Genomic DNA, 19,182 nt, shown 5'->3' with positions numbered 1-19,182 from the left:
CTTGGGGGGTACGTGCGTATTGTCTTTGAGGCGGCCCCCACCGGCCGGGGCCGGGCGGCCGTCCATTGCCACCCCCGGTGGTTGGGCCCGGGGACGCCCTTGGGGCGGCCCGGGGCCGTCTCTCTACGCCGGCCGGGGCGTCCCGCGGCCGGCCGGAGCATCGCGTCGCGTCAGGAGATACAGCCGGACTTCGCCACGCTGATGCAGCCGGACTTGGTGACGCTGATGCAGCCGTCCTTGGCGCCGGCGGCCGAGTTGACGGCCACCCAGCGCTTCCACTTGTCGTCCTGGGTCATCCTCTTGACGAGCTGTTCCATACGAACCTCCGAGGTGTGCCGGTTGTCCGGCGGCGCGGATCCGCGCCGTCATCGGCGACAGTAAAGTGATGGTCAAAGGAGTGTCAATGACCGGTCATCGGACTCGGCCACCACTCGCACATCCGGCCACCACGGGCCAATTCCGGCCGCCCGCACCGGTTATCCGGAATGATCTGCACCGAATTTCCGGCAGCGGCGCGCGGACCGCGCTTTCGTCCGCGCTCGAACGGGGCATTCCGCCGTCTGCTCTCCCTCCCGGCGGGGTCGCTGACGTAGAGTCGGCGCGGGCCCGTTCGTCGCCGACCGAGGAGAGCCGCCGTGACCACCACCGCCGACCCCGGCTCCTCGTCCGCGCGACCGGTGCCGCCGGTGCCCGAACTGCCGCCCGAAGCGGTCGAGGAGTGGCGCGCCGAGGAGGCCGAACTGGTCGAACTGATGGCCCGCACCCGGCAACGGCTCGGCGGCGTCGCCGCGTTCCGGATCGGCCCGCGGCCCACCGTCCTGGTCACCGACCCCGAGGCCGTCCAGCACGTCCTCGGCCGCCACCCGGACCGCTACGTCAAGCGCTCGCACCGCGCCCGGATGATCGCCGGCGACGGCGTGCTGTCCGCCACCGGCGACGCCTGGAAGCGCCAACGCCGCATGCTCCAGGCCCAGTTCACCGGCCCCGGGATGCGCCGCTACGAGCAGCGGATCGCCGCCGCGGCCCGCCGCACCGCCGACCGCTGGGCCGGGTACGCGCGCACCGGCGAGCGGATCGACGTCGGCGACGAGATGCGCCACTTCGCGCTCGACACCATCTGGCGCGCGCTCACCGGCCACCCGCTGGACGCGGCCACCGAGCGCGAACTCGACCGCATCCCGGCCGTGGTCGCCGCCCTGCCCCAGCTGCCCGACGGCGACCACGCCCGCGACGCCGTCGCCGGCGACCTGGCCCGGATCGACGCCGTCGCGCACGCCGCCATCGACGCCGCCCGCCGCCGCGAGGACGGCCCCGACGGCCCCGGGGTGCTGCGCGACCTGCTGGACGCCGCCGACCGCCACCCCGAGTACACCGACCGGCTGATCCGCGACGAACTGGTCACCCTGCTCGTCGCCGGCCACGAGACCACCGCCACCACCCTCACCTGGCTGTACCTGCTGCTCGACGCCAACCCCGGGGCCCGCTCCTGGGCCCTCGCGGCCGGCCCCGAGGGCTCGCCCGAGCGGCGCGAGGCGGTGCAGGCGCTGGTCGGCGAGACCCTGCGGCTCTACCCCTCCGCGTGGATCCTCCCCCGCCACGCGCTCACCGACGACACCCTCGCCGGGCACCGCGTCGAGGCCGGCACCGACCTGCTGGTCTGCCCCTACCTCACCCACCGCGACCCGGAGTTGTGGCCCGACCCGGAGCGCTTCGACCCCACCCGGTTCACCCCCGGCGGCACCCGCCCCGCCCACCTCGGCGCCTACTTCCCGTTCGGCCTGGGCGCCCGCGCCTGCCTGGGCACCCAGTTCGCGCTCCGCGAGTCCACCGCCCTGCTCGAACTCCTGCTGCCCGCCCACGAGGTGGGCTTCCTGAGCACCCCGGCGGGCTCCGTCTACAGCATCACCGTCCGCCCGGACGGCCCCACCCCGGCGGTCCTGACGGCGGCCGCCACCACCGGCTGACCGCGCCGGAGCCCCGCGCCGGCCCACACGGACGCGGTCTCCCGCGGTGGCGCCGACACTGCACGTCGAACGGCTCCGGTCACGGTCACGGTCCCGGTCACGGTCCGAGGAGCGGCCGGCGCGCTCGGGGTCCGGGTGGCAGGCAGCCCGGGAGCGGGGCGCAGCGAGGTGCCCCGGGCGTAAAACCGACGGCCGGGGCCGGAGTCGACGGGTGCTCGTCTCCGCGACGGCTCGGATCCGCGCTCCTCGGCCCGGTCGACCGCCTCGGGTGCCGCGGGCGGGCGGGCCTCTCCGGCCCCCTGCGAGGAGCCGGGTCAGTGGTGCGCCCTGCGGCGGAACTCCGAGGGCGGGCAGCCGTAGTGGGCGTGGAAGCGGCGGGTCAGGTGGGCGTGGTCGGTGAAGCCGGCGGTGGCGGCGACGTCGGCGAGGGGCAGGGCCGTGCGGGCGGTCAGCTGGCCGGCCACCTCCAGGCGGACGGCGAGCAGTTCGGCCTGGAAGGAGGTGCCCGCGGCGGCGAGGGCGCGCTGGAGGGTGCGCGGCGCCAGGCCGAGCAGCGCGGCCGTCTCGGGCAGGCGCCAGGGCCGGGCCGGGTGACGGGCGAAGCCCGCGCGGACGGCGTCCAGCGGGCGCGGTTCGACGGCGCGCCGGCCGTCGGACCAGTGCAGCCGCCATCCGGTGACCCGGGTCGCGCCTCGGACCTCCCCGGGGCGGCCGGTCGCGCCGTCGGCCACCACCTCGACGCGGGCCGTGCGGCCGACCACGGCCGCCGTGCCGACCGCGTACAGGGCGCACACGAGGAGTGATTCGGCGGGGCTCGGGGTCCGTGCGAGCGACGGGAGGTGGCGGACGGCCAGGGAGCCGTCGGGGAGGAGTGTCCGACGGGTGCGGTGTCCGGCGTGGAACCAGGGCTCCACCAGCCCCACCCGGCCCAGGAGTTGCGGCAGACCGCCGCAATGCGCCAGCTCGGCGAGCAGCGGGTCCTCGGCCAGTAGCCGCTCGGCGGCGGTGCGCAGCGCGGGCCAGCCGCGGGCCGCGAGGGCCGCCACCAGCCGCCCGTGCAGCTGCTCCGGAACCGACAGGCCGTCGCCGAGCAGGCGTTCGACCCGCCGGGCCGACTCGCCGGCGGGTGACGGGCCGAGCGTGTGCAGCACCGCCCGGGCCATCGTCGGGCGGACCGAGCGCGCCATGTCGACACCGGTTCGGGGCATGGCGCGATCGTACAAGCGGACCGGACGCCGCCACTCCACCATCGCCGGTGTGAACCTCGGCTCGAAGCGCATCCTCGTCACCGGCGGCACCGGCGGAGTCGGCCTCGCCCTCTCCGAAGCCCTGACCGCCCTCGGCGCCACCGTCGCCACCTGCGGCCGCACCGCCCGCGGCCCGTACGCCGTCCGCGCCGACCTGGCGGTGCCCGGGGAGGCCGCGCGGGTCGTCGCCGAGGCCGCCGAACGCCTCGGCGGGCTGGACGTCGTGGTCGCCAACGCCGGTGTGCAGCACCGCACTCCGCTCACCCTGGGCCCCGATCCGGAGGTCCTCGCCGCCGCCCGGCAGGAGATCGAGGTCAACCTCGCCTCGGTGGTCGAACTCGCCGCCGCCGCTTGGCCGCACCTCACGGCCGCGGCGGTGCCCGGCGGGCCGGCGGGCACCGCGTTCGTCGCCGTCACCTCCGGTCTCGCCTACGCGCCCAAGCAGAGCGCGCCGGTCTACTGCGCCACCAAGGCGGGCGTCCACATCCTGCTGGAGTCGCTGCGCCACCAGGCGCGGACGGCCAGCCCGGGCGTGCGGGTCCAGGAGGTCGTCCTGCCGCTCGTGGACACGGCGATGACCGCCGGCCGCGAGGGCCCGGCCCGGAAGATCGGCCCCGACCGGGCCGCCGACGCCGTCGTGCGCGGCATCGTGAGCGAACGCCCCGTCGTCGCCGTCGGCGCCTCCCGGGCACTGCTGGCGCTGCTGCGGGTGGCCCCGGCGGCCGGCCGCCGCATCCTGCGCGACGGCTGAGCAGGGCGACCACCGGGCGGCGGCTATCCTGCGACGCATGGACATCGTGATCCCGCTCTTCGACGGGTTCGAACCGCTCGACGCCGTCGGCCCGTACGAGATCCTCGCGCTCGTACCCGGTGCCGCCGTTCGCTTCGTCACCGCCGAACCCGGTCTGGTGCGGGACACGTTCGGCGCGCTGCCGGTGCACGTCCCCACCGCGTACTCCGAGGTGGAGCGCTGCGACGTCCTGCTGATCCCGGGCGGCGGCGGCATCCGGCCCATGCTGGCCGATCCCGCCTTCCTCGACTGGGTGCGCCTGATGCACGCCGGCACCCGGTTCACCACCTCGGTCTGCACCGGTTCCGTGGTGCTGGGCGCGGCCGGTCTGCTGAAGGGCCTGACCGCGACCACCCACTGGGCGGCGACCGCCGAACTGGAGTCCCACGGCGCCGTCTACACCGCCGACCGGGTGGTCCGGCACGGCCGGCTGATCACCGCGGCCGGGGTCTCCTCGGGCATCGACATGGCCGTCCGGCTGGCCGCCCTCCTCACCGACGAGGTCACCGCGCAGGCGATCCAGCTCTGCACCGAGTACGACCCGCAACCCCCGTACGACACCGGCTCGGTGGCTACGGCCTCCGCCGAGGTGGTCGCCCGGGCCCGGACCCTGGGCTGATCCTGCCCCGAGGCCCCCTGGCCTCCCGACGAACCCGACGAACCCGTCGAACTCGGCGGGTCCGACGGGTCCGACCGGTGACCGCCGGCGAAAACCCGGCGACGGCGGCGGTCGCCCCCGGGATACTGGTCGCCCATGGATGAGGTCGAAGTCGTCGTCGCCCATTCCGAGCGTGCGACGCTGCGCGTCGGCGACGTGTTCCTGAAGGTGGACGCCGATCAGGCGCGCGTCGACACCGAGGTCGAGGCGATGTCCCTGGCGCCGGTCCCGACCCCGGAGGTCCTGTGGCGCCGACCGCCCGTGCTGGCGATCGCCGCCCTCCCGGGGACGACGCTCGGGCGCCTCGGCGGGCCGTCGACCGGGGCGCCGGCGGCGTGGGCCGCGGCGGGCGCCGCCGTCCGGAAGCTGCACGACGCGCCGCCGCCGCCGTGGCCGGGCCGGGCCGGCCGGAGCGCCGCCGCACTGGCGGCGGAACTCGACGACGAGTGCGGGCTGCTGGTGGCGAACGGCGTCCTGCCCGCCGGCCTGGTCGCCCGCAACCGCCGGGTCGCCGAGGCCGCGCTCCGGCCGTGGACCCCGGCCTTCACCCACGGCGACCTGCAGATCGCACACGTCTTCGTCGACGGCGGCGAGGTCACGGGCATCATCGACTGGTCCGAGGCGGGCCGGGGTGACGCCCTGTACGACCTCGCCACCTTCACGCTCGGACACCAGGAGCATCTCGCCGACGTCGTCGCCGGCTACGGCACCGACGTCGACCTCGACGTGATCCACGCGTGGTGGTCGCTGCGCAGCCTGCTGGCGGTCCGTTGGCTGGTCGAGCACGGCTTCGACCCGTTCGCACCGGGCTGCGAGGTCGACGTGCTGAGGTCCCGGATGTGAGGCCGCGCGGCCCGGCCCGACTCCGCAAGCGAGCGTCGCCGCGACGGCGGTGCGGGCGGCGGCGCGCGGGTCGGTGTCCGACGAGAGCCAGGCGGGGTGGCCGTCGGGGCGGACCAGGACGGCGGTGACGCCGGACCAGGCCGGGCGGTGGACGGCGGGCGGGGCGGTGTGGACGCCGAGGCCGGGGGTCACGCCGTGGGCCGGCGGTGCGAGCGGTGACGGGGCGCCGGGGGCGGCGGTGAGGTCGAGCAGGGCGTAGCCGCCCCGACGCAGCAGGGGCAGCAGGGGCAGCAGCGTGCCGCCGCCGTGGACGGCGAGGAGGCTTAGCCCGCGAGGCGGGTAGGAGAGTGGAGGACCGGGGCGGCGCCGCGACACCGGCGCCACTCCCCCGACCGCTGCGCCCTCAAGCGCCCCGCAGGCCTCACCGTTCGCACAAGGACGTGCGCATGAGCGACGGCCCCTCCCGGATCGCCGTCACCGACCAGACCAGGGCTGTCGGCGACCACGCCGAACGCCTGCTCATCGCCTCGGGACGGCCGGCCCCGGTGCGCACCACCCCGGACCGGGCCGCGCCGTGGTTCCGGGAGACCCGGGCGGTGATGCTCCGCGCCGAGGAGGACGGCACCCTGCGCCACTGCGGCCACCTGACCGCCCCGCAGCCGGCCGTCGTCCTGGCCGAGGCGGCGGACCGGCTGGTCTGCTGGGACTGCTGCACCGAGGCGCAGGCGCTGCGCAGCTGCCACATCTGCGGCCGGCCGGCGGGGACCGGGTCGCTGTACGGGGGCGTCGAGGCGGTGATCCGCGGCCCGGCGGCCGTCTACTCCCGCGTGGTCTGCCGGGCCTGCGCCGAACCGGCGGGCCCCCGGGGCGCCTTCGGCAACGGCCGCTGAAGGGCTTGGACGGACGGGTGCGGGCGCGGCGGCTGCCGGGAAGCCTCCGGTCCCCCTGCCGCACCCCGCCCCGGTGCCCGACCCGACCCGACCCGACCCTTCCCGTCCTGACCGCCACCGCGAAACGGGCGGCGCCCCCTCCCGGATGAGCCGGACGAGGGGGCGCCACCGAACGGGCACCGGTCAGTCGCGCTCGACGTCGACCTCGGTGAGGCGGGCGAAGCGCTCCGGGTCGGTGCGGCGGATCCGCCGGGCGACCAGGTAGCCGGCCACCGCGACGAGCGGGATCGGGATCAGCAGCAGGGCGTTCACGACGCCCGAAGCGCCGGTCAGCAGGCTGAAGTTGAAGACGGCGAGCACCGTCAGCAGGGCCAGGCCGGCGGCGGCCAGCAGGGGCGCCCAGAGCACCCGGAAGGCCGACATGCCGCGCCGGTCGCGGCGGAAGAACGCCCAGACCGCCACCGCCGCCAGCGCCTGCATCGCCATGATGCCGAGCACGCCCACGCTGTTGGACCAGAGCAGCACCACCAGGTAGGGATCGGCGGCCAGCACCGCGCCCAGCAGGATCACCAGGGCGTTGAATCCGCTCTGCACCAGGACCGCCGGGCCCGGCGAGCCGGAGCGCCGCGAGATCCGGCCGAGCCGGCGGGGCAGCAGGCCCTCGCGGCCGAGCGCGTAGAGGTAGCGGGCCGCCGCGTTGTGGAAGGCCAGGGCCGAGGCGAAGGCGCTGACCACGATCAGGACGTGCATCGAGTCGGAGAGCCAGAGGCCGACGAAGCGTTCGGCGGCGGTGAAGGTGAGGTCCGGCCCTTCGGCGGCGCGGGCCGCCGCGACGGCGGCGTCCGTGCCGTACGCGCCCATCACGATCCAGGTGCCGAGGGCGTAGAAGACGGCCAGGAAGCCGATCGCGATGAAGGTCGCCCGGGGCACCGTGCGACGCGGGTCGCGGGCCTCCTCGGCGTAGATCGCCGTCGCCTCAAAGCCGGTGAAGGCGCCGATGACCAGCACGAACATCCCGGCGACGCCGCCCTGGGTGAGCAGCGAGGGGTCGAAGGAGACCGGGTCGAGGGCGGCCGTGCCGCGCTCGGAGAGCACTCCGCCCTCCATCACCAGCAGCGACAGCACCTCCAGGACGAGCGCCACCCCGAGCACCTTGGCGCTGAGCGTCACCTTCAGCCAGCCCAGGACGCCGACGACCGCCACGCAGGCGCCCGACAGCAGCCACCACGGCACGTGCGCGCCGGTGCGCTGCTCGATGTGCCCGGCGGCGAAGTAGCCGAACGCGGCGGCCACGCCGGGGGTGATGAGGTTGTAACAGACCACCGCGACATAGGCGGTGACCACACCGAGGGTCCGGCCGAGGCCGCGCGCGACGTACGCGTAGAAGGCGCCCGCGTTGCGCACGTACATGCTCATCGCGGTGAAGCCGGCGGCGAAGAGCACCAGCAGCGCGCCCGAGATCAGGTACGCGGCGGGCGCGGAGGCGCCGCCGACGCCGATGGCGAACGGCGCGATGCCCGCGAGGACGGTGAGCGGGGCAGCGGCGGCGACCACGAAGAAGACCAGGTCGGTGGTGCCGATCTGGCCGCCCGCGAGCCGGCCGGGCGCGGCCCCCGGCTCGGCGGCAGCGGTGGGGGCGGGGGCCGGCCGGGTTCTTTGCGCGGAGGAGTTCACGGTGGGGGCGTCCTTCCAACAGGGCAGGGGCGGGGGGACCGAGGGTGGGGCCTCGGCGGGACGCGGGACGGCGTCAGCGGGTGCGGTCCAGGACCACCCGGCCGCCGTGCAGGACCAGCAGCCGTTCGGGGTGGGCGGCGACCGCCTCGGGGACGGAGCCGGCGGCGACCGCCACCAGGTCGGCCGGGGCGCCCGGGGTCAGGCCGTAGCCGGTGAGGCCGAGGGCGTCCGCGGCGTGCGAGGTCACCAGGTCGGCGGCGAGCCGCAGTTCGCCGTCCGTCATCAGCTCGCCCTGGAGGCCGATGATGGTGGCGCGTTCGAGCATGTCGCCGGTGCCGTACGGCCACCAGGCGTCGCGGATGTTGTCCGAGCCGGCGAACACCCGCACGCCGTACTCGTGCAGCAGTCCGACCGGCGGCATGGACCGGCTCGGGCCGTTGGTCATGATCGCCACCCCGGCCTCGGCCAGCCTACGGGCGGTGAGGTCGAGTTCGTCCGGGCCGAGCTCCCCCAGCGCGTACGCGTGGCTGACCGCGACGCGGCCGCCGAGGCCGAGCGCGGCCGTGCGGTCGGCGATGTCGCGCAGCTGGGAGGCGCCGACCGGGCCGCCGTCGTGGAGGTGGATGTCCACCCCGGCGCCGTGGCGCCCGGCGAGGCCGAAGACGACGTCGAGCTGACCGTCCACGTCGCCGTCGAAGCCGGCCGGGTCCAGGCCGCCGATCAGCTCGGCGCCCTCGCTCAGCGCCGCGTCCAGCAGGTCGGCGACACCGGGGGCCGCGACCACGCCGCTCTGCGGGAAGGCGACCAGTTGGACGCCGATGACGTCGCGGACCCGCTCGCGCACCTCCAGCAGGGCGTGCAGGTGGTCGAGGCCGGTGTCCGGGTCGACGTCGACGTGCGACCGGACGTGGCCCGTGCCGAGCGCCGCCATCCGCCGGGCCAGCGCCTCGGCGCGCTCGGCGACGGGGGCGAGGCGGGCGACCTCGCGGCGCTGGGCTCGCTCGGAGGCGATCTGCGCGCGCAGGTCGGCGGCGGGCCGGTGCGGCTGCCAGGGCGCGCCGAGGAAGGTCTTGTCCAGGTGGGCGTGGCCGTCGACCAGCGCGGGCAGCAGCAGCGCGCCGCCCAGGCGGACCGTGCCGGGCGCGTCGGCGCCGCCGGCGTCCGGCCGCCGGGCGGCTGCCGGGGTGAGGGCTGCGATCCGGCCGTCGGCGAGGTGGACGTCGACCGTGCCGCCGTCGGGCAGCGTGGCGTCGAGCAGGAGGTCGGGGGTGATCACATGGACGTCCAGGGTTCGGGGGCTGCGGCCCGGGCGGGGGCCTCAAGCTATCTGGTATACCGAATACCAGACAAGGGGTATCGGCCGCCGATCTGAAATGATCTGTGCACCCGGCCCCCGCGACCAGGCGCAGCACCCCACCCGACTGGAGCCCCCGATGACCGATACGCCCGGCGACGCCCACCAGTCACTGCGGGACCTCGTCTACGTCCAGCTGCGCGAGCGGATCATCGAGGGCGAGTACCCCGCCGGCCGCCGCCTGGTCGAACGCGAGCTGGCCGAGACCATGGGCGTCTCCCGCGTTCCCGTGCGCGAGGCCATGCAGCGGCTGGAGACGGAGGGCTTCCTCGCCGTCCAGGCCCGCAAGGGCGCGGTGGTCGCCGGGTTCGGCCCGGCCGACGCCGAGCACTTCTTCGCCGTCCGGGAGTCCCTGGAGGCCCTCGCCGCCAGCCTCGCCGCGCAGCACGCCACCCCGGCCGGGCTGAAGAGCCTCGAACGCATCCTCGCCCGCACCCGCCGCGCCGCCGAGGCCGGCCGGCTGCGCGAGACCGTCGGCCTCAACGCCGACTTCCACCGGGCGATCGTCGAACTCTCCGGCAACCCGCTGCTCCAGGACATGATGGCCCCGCTCGACGGTCGGCTGCGCCGCCTGTTCCGGCTCACCTCGGGCCCCGAGAGCAGCACGCCCATGTGCACCGAGCACGAGCAGCTGCTCGCCGCGATCCGGGCCCGCGACCCGGAGGCCGCCGCCGACCTCGCCCGCCGGCACGTCGCCGGGACCCGCGCCTTCGCGCTCGCCGCGCTGGGGAGCTGACGGCCGCGGCTCCCAGGGTTCTGGGATGGGCGGCGTCCCGGCCGATCGGCAGAATCGGCGTGGACCACTGGAACCCCCACCGCCGGGCCGGTCCATGCCCGCGCCCGGCCGACCGGAGGCACGCATGCTGCGAAGACTCACCTGGTTCCTCGCCCTGCCGGCCCTCGCCCTGACGCTGCTGACCGGCCCGGCCGTCACCCCCGCGAGCGCCGTCACCGAGCACGAGTTCCTGAACGGCCACGGGCAGATCGGGCCGCTGCCCGCGCCCGTGACCCCGCCCGAGAACTGCACCTACCGGACCCTGCACCTGGACGCCGGGACCTACTCCTGGACCCTCAACAGCCCGGGGGGCAGCGCACCCGGCGGGGACATCCGGGTGCAGGACGGCGACTACGACTGGTCGCTCTGCGTCTATCCGCTCTCCCTCGTCTACTCCGTCACCACCAAGCTCAAGCCCGTCGGGCAGGCCGGCTACTTCGTCAAGGAGACCACCTTCTCGACCTCCTTCGTGCACACCGCCACCTGGGGCTCCACGCTCTACCGGTGGGGTCCGCTGTAACCGCCACGTCGGGCCGGTGCCCCGGCCCGGGCCGGGCCGGGCGGGGGCACCGGCACCGGCGCGGCACCGGTACCGCGCCGGTCGGTCGTCAGCGGTGCGAACCGGTCGGCTTGCCGGACGGGGCACCGCTCGGCGCGTTCGACGCGCCCTGGGACGGGCCGTTGGACGGGCCGTTGGACGGCGCGCCGGTGCCGGTGGCATCCGGGTCGGGCTTGGGCGCGGGGTCGGGGATGTCCGCCATCGGCATGGACTGCTTGGGCGCGCCCCGCAGCGCCTGGTTCATGGCGTCCCGCCAGATCGGACCGGGGCCGTCGGCGCCGAACACCTCCGCGCGGTACTTCCCGTTGATGGTGATGTTGCGCATCTCCACACCGCCGTTGGGCCCGCCGAGCCAGACCGCGGTGGCGAGCTGCGGGGTGTAGCCGGTGAACCAGGCGGCCTTCTTCTTGTCCGAGGTGCCGGTCTTGCCCGCTATCTGCCGGTCCCCCTCCAGGTGGAGCGCCGCACCGGTGCCGCCGCTCTCGGTCACGCCGTTCAGGATGGTGTTCAGCACGTGGGAGGTGCTCTCGGAGAACGCCGTCTCGCAACGGGCCTGCGGGGTGGGGACGTCCTTGCCGTCGATGGTGGTGATCCTGGTGATCGCGACCGGGGCGCAGTACTTGCCCCCGGCGGCGAAGGCCGCGTAGACGCCGGCCATGGTCAGCGGGCTCACCTCCTCGACGCCCAGGGCCATCGCGGGAACCTCCTCCAGCGGCTCGCCACTGGCCCGGGCGGTGATGCCGAGCTTGTTGGACATCTGCTTGACGGCGCAGAGGCCGATCTCCTGCTCCATCTGCACGAAGTAGGTGTTGACCGAGAGGGCCATCGCCTCCTTCAGCTGGTACGGCCCCTTCTCGCTCGCCGACTCGTTGGGCACCGTCGTCTTCGGCCGGCCGGTGTTCTTCCAGATGCCGTCGCAGGTCTTCATCGTCGGGTACTCGATCCGGTTCGGGGACGAGTACTCCTGGGTCGGCGGCAGCCCCGCCTCCATCGCCGCGGCCGCGATGATCGGCTTGAAGGTGGAGCCGGGCTGGAAGCCGTTGCCGCCGCCCATCGCGGCGTCGACGTTGAGGTTGACGACCGTCTGGTTCCTGGCCCGGTCGATCCCGTACGGGCGGGTCTGGGCCATCGCCAGGATCTTGCCGGTGCCCGGCTCGACCATGGACGCGGCGGCCGAGACGCTGTCGGTGACCCGCACGTTGGAGCTCACCGCGTTCTGGGCGGCGGCCTGCTTGCCGGGGTCGAGGGTGGTGTGGATGTTCAGACCGCCCTGGTCCCAGAACTTCTTGCGCTCGGCCGCGTTCGCACCGAACACCGGGTCCCGCTTGACCACCTGCCGGACGTAGTCGCAGAAGAAGCCCATGCCCGCCTGCGCGGTGATGCAGCCGTTCTGCGGGTCCTTGAACTTCAGGCCCAGCGGGGCGGCCTTGGCCTCCTTGGCCTGCTCCTCCGTGATGTGCTTGTTCTCCAGCATCTTGTCGATCACGACGTTGCGGCGGTTCACCGCGGCCTGCGGGTGCGCCTTCGGGTCGTACTTCGACGGGTTCTGCACCAGGCCGGCCAGGGTGGCGGCCTCGGCCATGGTGAGGTCCTTGTTGGACTTGCTGAAGTAGCGCTGGGAGGCGGCCTCCACGCCGTAGGCGCCGTTCCCGAAGTAGGTGATGTTGAGGTAGTTGGTGAGGATCTGGTCCTTGGTCAGCTCCTCCTCCAGCCTGATCGCGACCTTCAACTCCTGGATCTTGCGGCCCAGGGTCTTGCGCATGGCCTCCTGGACGGCCGCCTTGTCGTCGCCCGCCTTCTCCACGTTGACGTTCTTCACGTACTGCTGGGTCAGCGTCGAGGCGCCCTCGGAGGCGGTGCCGCTCTCCGCGTTCTTGCTGAGCGCCCGCAGGACGCCCTTGAGGTCGACGGCGCCGTGCTCGTAGAAGCGGGCGTCCTCGATGTCCACCTGGGCCTGCCGCATGTACGGCGACATCTGCTCCGCGGTGATCACGGTGCGGTCGCGCTCGTAGACCCTGGCGATCAGCCCGCCACTGGCGTCGAAGACCTGCGTCACCTGGGTGAGCGGCGGGGTCCTGAAGTCGTCCGGGATGTCCTCGAAGCCCTCCGCCGTGTTCTTGGCCGTCAGCCCGAGCGCCCCTACGGCGGGCAGCGCCATGCCCGCCAGCAGCGCACCGGACACCACGCTCACGCCCAGGAAGGTCGCGCCGTGGCGGACGAACCGGACCGGCGACTTCCGGGAGGGCCCGGAAACGCCGTCGTCGGACGGGTCCGCTGTCGGGAGAAGATTCGATTCCATACTTCCTGGATGCCGTGGGGGCCGCGAAACGTTGCGCACACGTGCGGATTTCCGTTCCGGTCCGGACCGGAACGGCCCGAAAGGGCAGGTTCGAGGGCGACCCTGCCGCACGTGCCGCGGGCCCGGTCCTGTTTGCTGTTCCCGTCCCTGCTCCTCCCCCCTCACCCGGAGCCGCCCGCCATGACCGCACCCTCGCCCGACGCCACCGGCCCGCTGTTCGCCGCCGTCGACATCGGCGGCACCAAGATCGCCGGCGCCCTCGTCGACTCCGCCGGGACACTCGCCCACCGCGTCCGGCTGCCCACCCCGGCGCGGGAGTCGGCCGCGGAGGTGCTGGCCGTGGTGCACCTGGTGCTGGACCGGCTGGCCGCCGCGCCCCGGTGGGCCGAGGTGACCGCCGTCGGCATCGGCAGCGCGGGCCCGGTGGACCTCGCCCGGGGCACCGTCAGCCCGGTCAACATCCCCGACTGGCGGGACTTCCCGATCGCCTCCGAGGTCGCCGCCCACCCCGCCGTGGGCACCCGCCCGGTGGCACTGGCCGGGGACGGGGTGGCGATGGCCGCCGCCGAGCACTGGCGCGGCGCGGCCCGCGGCACCGACAACGCACTCTGCCTGGTGGTCTCCACCGGGGTCGGCGCCGGCCTGGTGCTGGACGGGGCCGTACGGCCCGGCCCCAGCGGCAACGCCGGACACCTCGGGCACATCACCGTCGACCTCGACGGCGAGCCCTGCCCGTGCGGCTCGCGCGGCTGCCTCGAAGGCATCGCCAGCGGAACCGCGATCGCCCGCCGGGCCCTCGCCCGGGGCTGGCGGCCCGCCGGGGACGACCGTTCGGCTCGCGCGGTCGCCGAGGACGCGCTGGCCGGGCACCCGGTGGCGCTCGCCGCCTTCGACCGCGCGGCCCAGGCACTGGCCGCCGGGATCGCCGCCACCGCCGCGCTGGTGGACCTGCGGCGGGTGGTGATCGGCGGCGGCGTGGCGACGGCCGGGCCGGTCCTGTTCGAGCCGCTCGCCCGCCATCTGGACCGCTACGCCGCGCTGCCCTACGTCCGCGGGCTGGACGTTCGACGCGCCGAACTCGGCACCGACGCCGGGCTGATCGGCGCCGCCGCACTCTGCCGCTGACGCATTCCCGCCCCGGGCCGCCGAGTTGGCCTTCCCCCGGGCCGCCGAGTTGGCCTTCCCCCGGTCCTTCTCCGCGCCCACCCGCCCCCTACGGCCTCCGCCCGCAAAACCAAGCAGGATCCTGCCCCAGCAGGATCCTGCCACTCATCGATCCGGGTCGCGGCGGAGGTCAGCGAGCGCGACGACCGTCCGGGATCACCGGAACGCCCCTCGTGAGGGCGGAGGGGTTCGGCAGGCGTCGACGGGCCGGGTGGTGCCCGGAGGACGACGCGGACAGCGACCCGCGCGGCGAGGCGATCGTCACCCGGGGCGGGACCGCCGGGACGACGCCGTCGGCGAGGAACCCCGAGAGGAACCGCCGCTCCGACGGGCTGAGCGTACGGGAGCGGCCGGAGACCGCGTCCCTGGCGACCACGACGGTCCGTGCCCGCATGAATGTGTGCGCGTCACGGCACACCTTGACCACGACGTGCGCGGAACTGCGCCCGAGTCGTTCGACGGTCAACCGCACCAGCAACGGTTCCGGCCGGTGGTACAGCTGCTCCAGATAATCGATCTCGTGCCGGGCGATCAGGAATCCGGACGGGAATAGCGATTCCCGGACGGCGACCGCGTGGTGGCAGAACAGGTCGTAAATTCCCTCCTGCACGTAGGAGACCAGCCGGGCGTTGTTGATGTGCCCGTTCTCGTCGACGTCGCTCCACCGGGTGGGACAGGCCACCACGTGTGCGTTGACGTCCACCGCCTGGGTGGCTGCCGCGTTCACCGCTGCTCGGCCGTGGAACCGGTGAGCAGCAGCGCCCGGCGCAACCGCGCGTAGTAGACGGCGTGTTCGGACGCCATCCGGGCCGCGGTCCAGCCTTCCTCGGCGGCCTCGGCGGCGGCTTCGACGACCAGGCTGTCGAGGACGCCGTCGACCGCCCGGCACAGATCCGCCACCGCGGCGAGGCGGTCGGTGACCTCCGTCCCGCCGAACGCGGCGCGGGCCGGGAAGGCCGCCAGTGATTCCACCGCGAGCCGCAGCTCGTCCACGGTCTCGGACCTTGATTCCGACACGAAATTGCGCACAGTTCTCTCCCTGAATGGGTAGGGGTGGGTAGGGATGGGTTTCTGGATGGTGCGGACCCGTCGAGCGGGACCGGATCCCCCCGGCGCCATGGACGCTATCCCAGCCCGGGGCGCTACCGGGAGGTATACGGAACCGGAGCGGAAACTGACCACTATTGGAGTAGTTTGGCGTTGCATAAAATCAGCCGCATCCACCGAATGCCAGCCCGGTCCGGCCCGTCCCCCGCCCCTCGCCCCGGTCTCTCCCCAGGTCTCTCCCCCGCTCGTTCCCCCGGCCCTCCCCCCGGTCGTGCCGCCGGTGCCCGGGATCATGCCCCGCTCCCCCAACTGGGCCACCAGCGCGCCTTGTAGAGGTGCGTGCCGGGCAGCCGCCAACTGCCGTCCGGGCGGTGCAGGGTGAGCGCGGAGGTGCACCAGGAGCAGGGCCCCGCGCGGTCCGGGGCGGCGATGAGCAGCCGCCCGGTGCGGGGCTCGTCGCCGACGCTCTTGATGTCCCGCTCGGCCCCCTCGCTCCCCAGCCGGACCCGGGTGAAGCGGTCCGCCGCCGGGTCGAAGCGCCACAGGTGCCCGGCCGTGCTCACCCACAGCCGGCCCGGCTCGGCGAGCACCGGCGAGAGGTCGTGGCCGCCCGGCTCGGGCAGCGGCACCGTGCGCTCGGCGGTGAGCGCCGGCGCGGCCGCGGTGCCGCCCACCCGCAGCGCGGTGAGCGCGTCGTCGCCGAGCGCCCAGAGCAGCCGGGCGCGCCCGTCCCAGTGCACCCCGTGGGCGCCCGGCAGCCGGTACTCGGCGTACGCGGTGGCGCGCGGACCGAGCGAGGCCGCGTAGAGCCGAATCCAGCCGCCGCCGGAGGCGGCGACGGCCACATTGCCGTCGGGGAGCAGTTCGGCGCTGTGCGGGTTGGCCAGCGGTCCGGTGTCGACGGCCCAGGCGGTGGCGCCGGTCCCGGTGTCGACGAGGGCCGCGAGGCCGCCGGAGGCGGTGGCGACCAGGTACCGGCGGCCGTCCCGCACCCGGCTCTTCGCCTCGTCGGGCAGCTCCCAACTGCGGCGCGGGTCGAGGTCGCCGAGGTCGCCGGCGGTGTCCGCGGACCACGACCAGACCACCGGTTCCCCGTCCGGCCCGCGGTAGCCGGTCAACTCGTCGGCGCCCGCCACCACCAGCACCCGCCGCGAGGCCTGGTCCACCACGGCCACCGCCCACCCCGGCCGCACCCCGGCGGCCGTCGCCGGGACCGTGCCGGCGCCAACGGCCAGGGCCGCCAGGCCCGCCGTCGCCCGCCACAGCCGTGCCCGCTTCGACACCGCCGGCACCTCCCGTCGTCCAGCCCCCGCCACCACGGTGCGGTGCGCCCCCGCCCGCCGCCAGCGCGCGGCCTCCGACCGGCCTAAACACCGCCTGTCGTACCCGGCTGGTTAGATCGGGACCGGAGCGCACCGCGAGAGGAACCGGAGAGACGATGAGCACGGGCACGAGGACCGGCGCACAGGCACCCCAGCCGCACGCCGCCGACACCCACGACCTGATCCGCGTGCACGGGGCACGCGAGAACAACCTCAAGGACGTCAGCATCGAGATCCCGAAGCGCCGGCTCACGGTGTTCACGGGCGTCTCCGGCTCGGGCAAGAGCTCCCTGGTGTTCGACACCGTCGCGGCGGAGTCGCAGCGGCTGATCAACGAGACCTACAGCGCGTTCGTGCAGGGCTTCATGCCGTCGGTGGCACGCCCGGACGTGGACGTGCTGGACGGGCTGACCACCGCGATCATCGTCGACCAGCAGCGGATGGGCGCGGACCCGCGTTCCACCGTCGGCACCGCGACCGACACCAACGCGATGCTGCGGATCCTGTTCAGCCGGCTCGGGCTGCCGCACATCGGCTCCGCCAAGGCGTTCTCCTTCAACGTCGCCTCGATCAGCGGGGCCGGCGCGGTCACCGTGGAGCGCGGCGGCACAACGGTCAAGGAGCGGCGCAGCTTCAGCGTCACCGGCGGCATGTGCCCGCGCTGCGAGGGCCGGGGCTCGGTCTCGGACATCGACCTCACCCAGCTCTACGACGAGACCAAGTCGCTCGCCGAGGGCGCGATCACCGTGCCCGGCTACACCGGCGACGGCTGGATGACGCGGATCTTCAGCGGCTCCGGCTTCCTCGACGCGGACAAGCCGATCCGCGACTACACCGAGCAGGAGCTGCGGGACTTCCTGCACCGCGAGCCGACCAAGGTGAAGGTCAACGGCATCAACCTCACCTACGAGGGGCTGATCCCGAAGGTCCAGAAGTCCATCCTGTCCAAGGACCGGGAGGCGATGCAGCCGCACATCCGGGCGTTCGTGGACCGCGCGGTCACCTTCGCCTCCTGCCCCGAGTGCGACGGCACCCGGCTGACCGAGGCCGCCCGGTCCTCGAAGATCGCCGGGATCAGCATCGCCGACGCCTGCCGGATGCAGATCAGCGACCTCGCCGAGTGGGTGCGCGGCCTCGACGAGCCCTCGGTGGCGCCGCTGCTCGCGGCGCTCCGGGAGACCCTGGACTCGTTCGTCGAGATCGGCCTCGGCTACCTCTCGCTGGAGCGGCCGGCCGGCACCCTGTCGGGCGGCGAGGCGCAGCGGGTGAAGATGATCCGCCACCTCGGCTCCTCGCTCACCGACGTCACCTACGTCTTCGACGAGCCCAGCACCGGTCTGCACCCGCACGACATCCGGCGGATGAACGGCCTGCTGCGGCAGTTGCGGGACAAGGGCAACACGGTGCTGGTGGTGGAGCACAAGCCCGAGGTGATCGCGATCGCCGACCACGTGGTGGACCTCGGTCCCGGCGCGGGCTCGGCGGGCGGCACGGTCTGCTTCGAGGGCAGTGTCGAGGGCCTGCGCGCCGCCGGCACGGTCACCGGCCGGCACCTGGACGACCGGGCGTCGGTGAAGGAGAAGGTGCGCACCCCCACCGGCACGCTGGCGGTCCGCGGCGCCTCCGCCCACAACCTGCGGGACGTCGACGTGGACATCCCGCTCGGGGTGCTGGTCGTGGTGACCGGGGTGGCCGGCTCCGGCAAGAGCTCGCTGGTGCACGGCTCGATCCCGGCCGGGGAGGGCGTGGTCTCCGTCGACCAGAGCCCGATCCGCGGCTCGCGGCGCAGCAACCCGGCCACCTACACCGGTCTGCTGGAGCCCATCCGCAAGGCGTTCGCCAAGGCCAACGGCGTGAAGCCGGCGCTGTTCAGCGCCAACTCCGAGGGCGCCTGCCCGACCTGCAACGGCGCGGGCGTCATCTACACGGACCTGGCGATGATGGCCGGCGTGGCCACCACCTGCGAGGACTGCGAGGGCCGCCGGTTCGACGCGTCGGTGCTGGAGTACCACCTCGGCGGCCGGGACATCAGCGAGGTGCTGGCGATGCCGGTGACCGAGGCGGAGGCCTTCTTCGCCGCCGGCGAGGCCAAGGTGCCCGCCGCCCACCGCATCCTGTCCCGCCTCGTCGACGTCGGCCTCGGCTACGTCAGCCTCGGCCAGCCGCTGACCACCCTCTCCGGCGGCGAGCGCCAGCGCCTGAAGCTGGCCACCCACATGGGCGACAAGGGCGGCGTCTACGTCCTCGACGAGCCGACCACCGGCCTCCACCTGGCCGACGTCGAACAGCTCCTCGGCCTGCTGGACCGCCTGGTCGACTCGGGCAAGTCCGTCATCGTCGTCGAGCACCACCAGGCCGTGATGGCCCACGCCGACTGGATCATCGACCTCGGCCCGGGGGCCGGCCACGACGGCGGCCGCATCGTCTTCGAGGGCACCCCCGCCGACCTGGTCGCAGACCGCTCCACCCTCACCGCCCAGCACCTCGCCGAGTACGTCGGCGCCTGAGAAAGTGTTGGGTAATTGATCAACTGTGTGCCGTGATGCGCTGGTGGTGATCTTCGCGGGCCTGGTGTCCGCGAAGATCACCGCCATGT

17 protein-coding genes and 1 pseudogene are annotated in these 19,182 nt (G+C 74.4%); 9 read left to right on the top strand and 9 right to left on the bottom strand.

Annotation, left to right across the window (positions count from 1 at the left end; genetic code table 11):
* Positions 1-170: 170 nt before the first annotated feature.
* Positions 171-317, bottom strand: coding sequence for a hypothetical protein (locus ACFU74_RS27310; RefSeq protein ID WP_380761349.1), 147 nt, complete (start codon positions 315-317; stop codon positions 171-173).
* 318 nt (positions 318-635) lie between these two features.
* On the opposite strand from ACFU74_RS27310, the gene ACFU74_RS27305 reads away from it, so the two are divergent.
* On the top strand, positions 636-1,964 hold the full coding sequence (locus ACFU74_RS27305) for a cytochrome P450 (RefSeq protein WP_380761347.1): 1,329 nt from the start codon (positions 636-638) through the stop codon (positions 1,962-1,964).
* Positions 1,965-2,278: 314 nt separating this feature from the next.
* On the opposite strand, the gene ACFU74_RS27300 is transcribed toward ACFU74_RS27305, so the two are convergent.
* Positions 2,279-3,172, bottom strand: coding sequence for a helix-turn-helix transcriptional regulator (locus ACFU74_RS27300; RefSeq protein WP_380761345.1), 894 nt, complete (start codon positions 3,170-3,172; stop codon positions 2,279-2,281).
* Between ACFU74_RS27300 and ACFU74_RS27295 the strand changes: the two genes are divergently transcribed.
* The 3 genes from ACFU74_RS27295 to ACFU74_RS27285 all read left to right on the top strand — a co-directional run bounded on the left by ACFU74_RS27295 (position 3,171) and on the right by ACFU74_RS27285 (position 5,502).
* Positions 3,171-3,962: an SDR family NAD(P)-dependent oxidoreductase gene (locus tag ACFU74_RS27295; protein WP_380761343.1), complete on the top strand. Its 792-nt coding sequence runs from the start codon at positions 3,171-3,173 to the stop codon at positions 3,960-3,962. The genes ACFU74_RS27300 and ACFU74_RS27295 overlap by 2 nt on opposite strands.
* A 37-nt stretch (positions 3,963-3,999) precedes the next feature.
* The gene (locus ACFU74_RS27290) at positions 4,000-4,620 is read left to right on the top strand and encodes a DJ-1/PfpI family protein (RefSeq protein ID WP_380761341.1); all 621 of its coding nucleotides are present in this window, start codon (positions 4,000-4,002) and stop codon (positions 4,618-4,620) included.
* Positions 4,621-4,755: 135 nt separating this feature from the next.
* Positions 4,756-5,502: a phosphotransferase family protein gene (locus ACFU74_RS27285; RefSeq protein ID WP_380761339.1), complete on the top strand. Its 747-nt coding sequence runs from the start codon at positions 4,756-4,758 to the stop codon at positions 5,500-5,502.
* Between the two features lie 45 nt (positions 5,503-5,547).
* On the opposite strand, the pseudogene ACFU74_RS27280 reads toward ACFU74_RS27285, so the two are convergent.
* A pseudogene (locus tag ACFU74_RS27280) lies at positions 5,548-5,877 on the bottom strand (hypothetical protein); the annotation flags it as partial.
* A 71-nt stretch (positions 5,878-5,948) separates the two neighbouring features.
* On the opposite strand from ACFU74_RS27280, the gene ACFU74_RS27275 reads away from it, so the two are divergent.
* A complete protein-coding gene (locus tag ACFU74_RS27275; RefSeq protein ID WP_380761337.1) occupies positions 5,949-6,392 on the top strand; it encodes a hypothetical protein in 444 nt (147 codons plus the stop codon).
* Between the two features lie 183 nt (positions 6,393-6,575).
* Here the strand turns inward: ACFU74_RS27275 and ACFU74_RS27270 are convergent, their stop codons facing one another.
* Positions 6,576-8,066 carry an APC family permease gene (locus tag ACFU74_RS27270; protein ID WP_380761335.1) on the bottom strand — a complete coding sequence of 497 codons (1,491 nt, stop codon included), beginning with the start codon at positions 8,064-8,066 and terminating at the stop codon, positions 6,576-6,578.
* A 73-nt stretch (positions 8,067-8,139) separates the two neighbouring features.
* Positions 8,140-9,342, bottom strand: coding sequence for an amidohydrolase family protein (locus ACFU74_RS27265; RefSeq protein WP_380761333.1), 1,203 nt, complete (start codon positions 9,340-9,342; stop codon positions 8,140-8,142).
* 157 nt (positions 9,343-9,499) lie between these two features.
* On the opposite strand from ACFU74_RS27265, the gene ACFU74_RS27260 reads away from it, so the two are divergent.
* Together ACFU74_RS27260 and ACFU74_RS27255 are read left to right on the top strand one after the other, a co-directional pair.
* Positions 9,500-10,156: a GntR family transcriptional regulator gene (locus tag ACFU74_RS27260; RefSeq protein WP_380761331.1), complete on the top strand. Its 657-nt coding sequence runs from the start codon at positions 9,500-9,502 to the stop codon at positions 10,154-10,156.
* A gap of 124 nt (positions 10,157-10,280) precedes the next feature.
* Positions 10,281-10,715 carry a hypothetical protein gene (locus ACFU74_RS27255; protein ID WP_380761329.1) on the top strand — a complete coding sequence of 145 codons (435 nt, stop codon included), beginning with the start codon at positions 10,281-10,283 and terminating at the stop codon, positions 10,713-10,715.
* Between the two features lie 88 nt (positions 10,716-10,803).
* On the opposite strand, the gene ACFU74_RS27250 is transcribed toward ACFU74_RS27255, so the two are convergent.
* Complete coding sequence (locus ACFU74_RS27250; RefSeq protein ID WP_380761327.1) at positions 10,804-12,945, bottom strand: transglycosylase domain-containing protein; 2,142 nt, start codon at positions 12,943-12,945, stop codon at positions 10,804-10,806.
* Between the two features lie 288 nt (positions 12,946-13,233).
* Here ACFU74_RS27250 and ACFU74_RS27245 point away from each other — a divergent pair, with 288 nt between their 5' ends.
* Positions 13,234-14,178 (top strand): ROK family protein, encoded by a 945-nt coding sequence (locus tag ACFU74_RS27245; RefSeq protein WP_380761325.1) that lies wholly within the window; start codon positions 13,234-13,236, stop codon positions 14,176-14,178.
* 169 nt (positions 14,179-14,347) lie between these two features.
* On the opposite strand, the gene ACFU74_RS27240 is transcribed toward ACFU74_RS27245, so the two are convergent.
* From ACFU74_RS27240 to ACFU74_RS27230, 3 genes are all read right to left on the bottom strand, one after another.
* Positions 14,348-14,944, bottom strand: coding sequence for an acyl-CoA thioesterase (locus ACFU74_RS27240; protein ID WP_380761323.1), 597 nt, complete (start codon positions 14,942-14,944; stop codon positions 14,348-14,350).
* The gene (locus tag ACFU74_RS27235; RefSeq protein WP_380761321.1) at positions 14,941-15,246 is read right to left on the bottom strand and encodes a hypothetical protein; all 306 of its coding nucleotides are present in this window, start codon (positions 15,244-15,246) and stop codon (positions 14,941-14,943) included. The genes ACFU74_RS27240 and ACFU74_RS27235 overlap by 4 nt, the downstream gene beginning before the upstream one ends.
* Positions 15,247-15,554: 308 nt before the next feature.
* Positions 15,555-16,547: a DUF6528 family protein gene (locus ACFU74_RS27230; RefSeq protein WP_380761319.1), complete on the bottom strand. Its 993-nt coding sequence runs from the start codon at positions 16,545-16,547 to the stop codon at positions 15,555-15,557.
* Between the two features lie 155 nt (positions 16,548-16,702).
* Here ACFU74_RS27230 and ACFU74_RS27225 point away from each other — a divergent pair, with 155 nt between their 5' ends.
* Complete coding sequence (locus ACFU74_RS27225; protein ID WP_380761317.1) at positions 16,703-19,093, top strand: ATP-binding cassette domain-containing protein; 2,391 nt, start codon at positions 16,703-16,705, stop codon at positions 19,091-19,093.
* The last annotated feature ends 89 nt before the right edge of the window (positions 19,094-19,182 follow it).

Source organism: Kitasatospora sp. NPDC057500 (genome assembly GCF_042802195.1).
GTDB lineage: Bacteria > Actinomycetota > Actinomycetes > Streptomycetales > Streptomycetaceae > Kitasatospora.
This window is presented reverse-complemented; position numbering and strand designations above follow the sequence as displayed.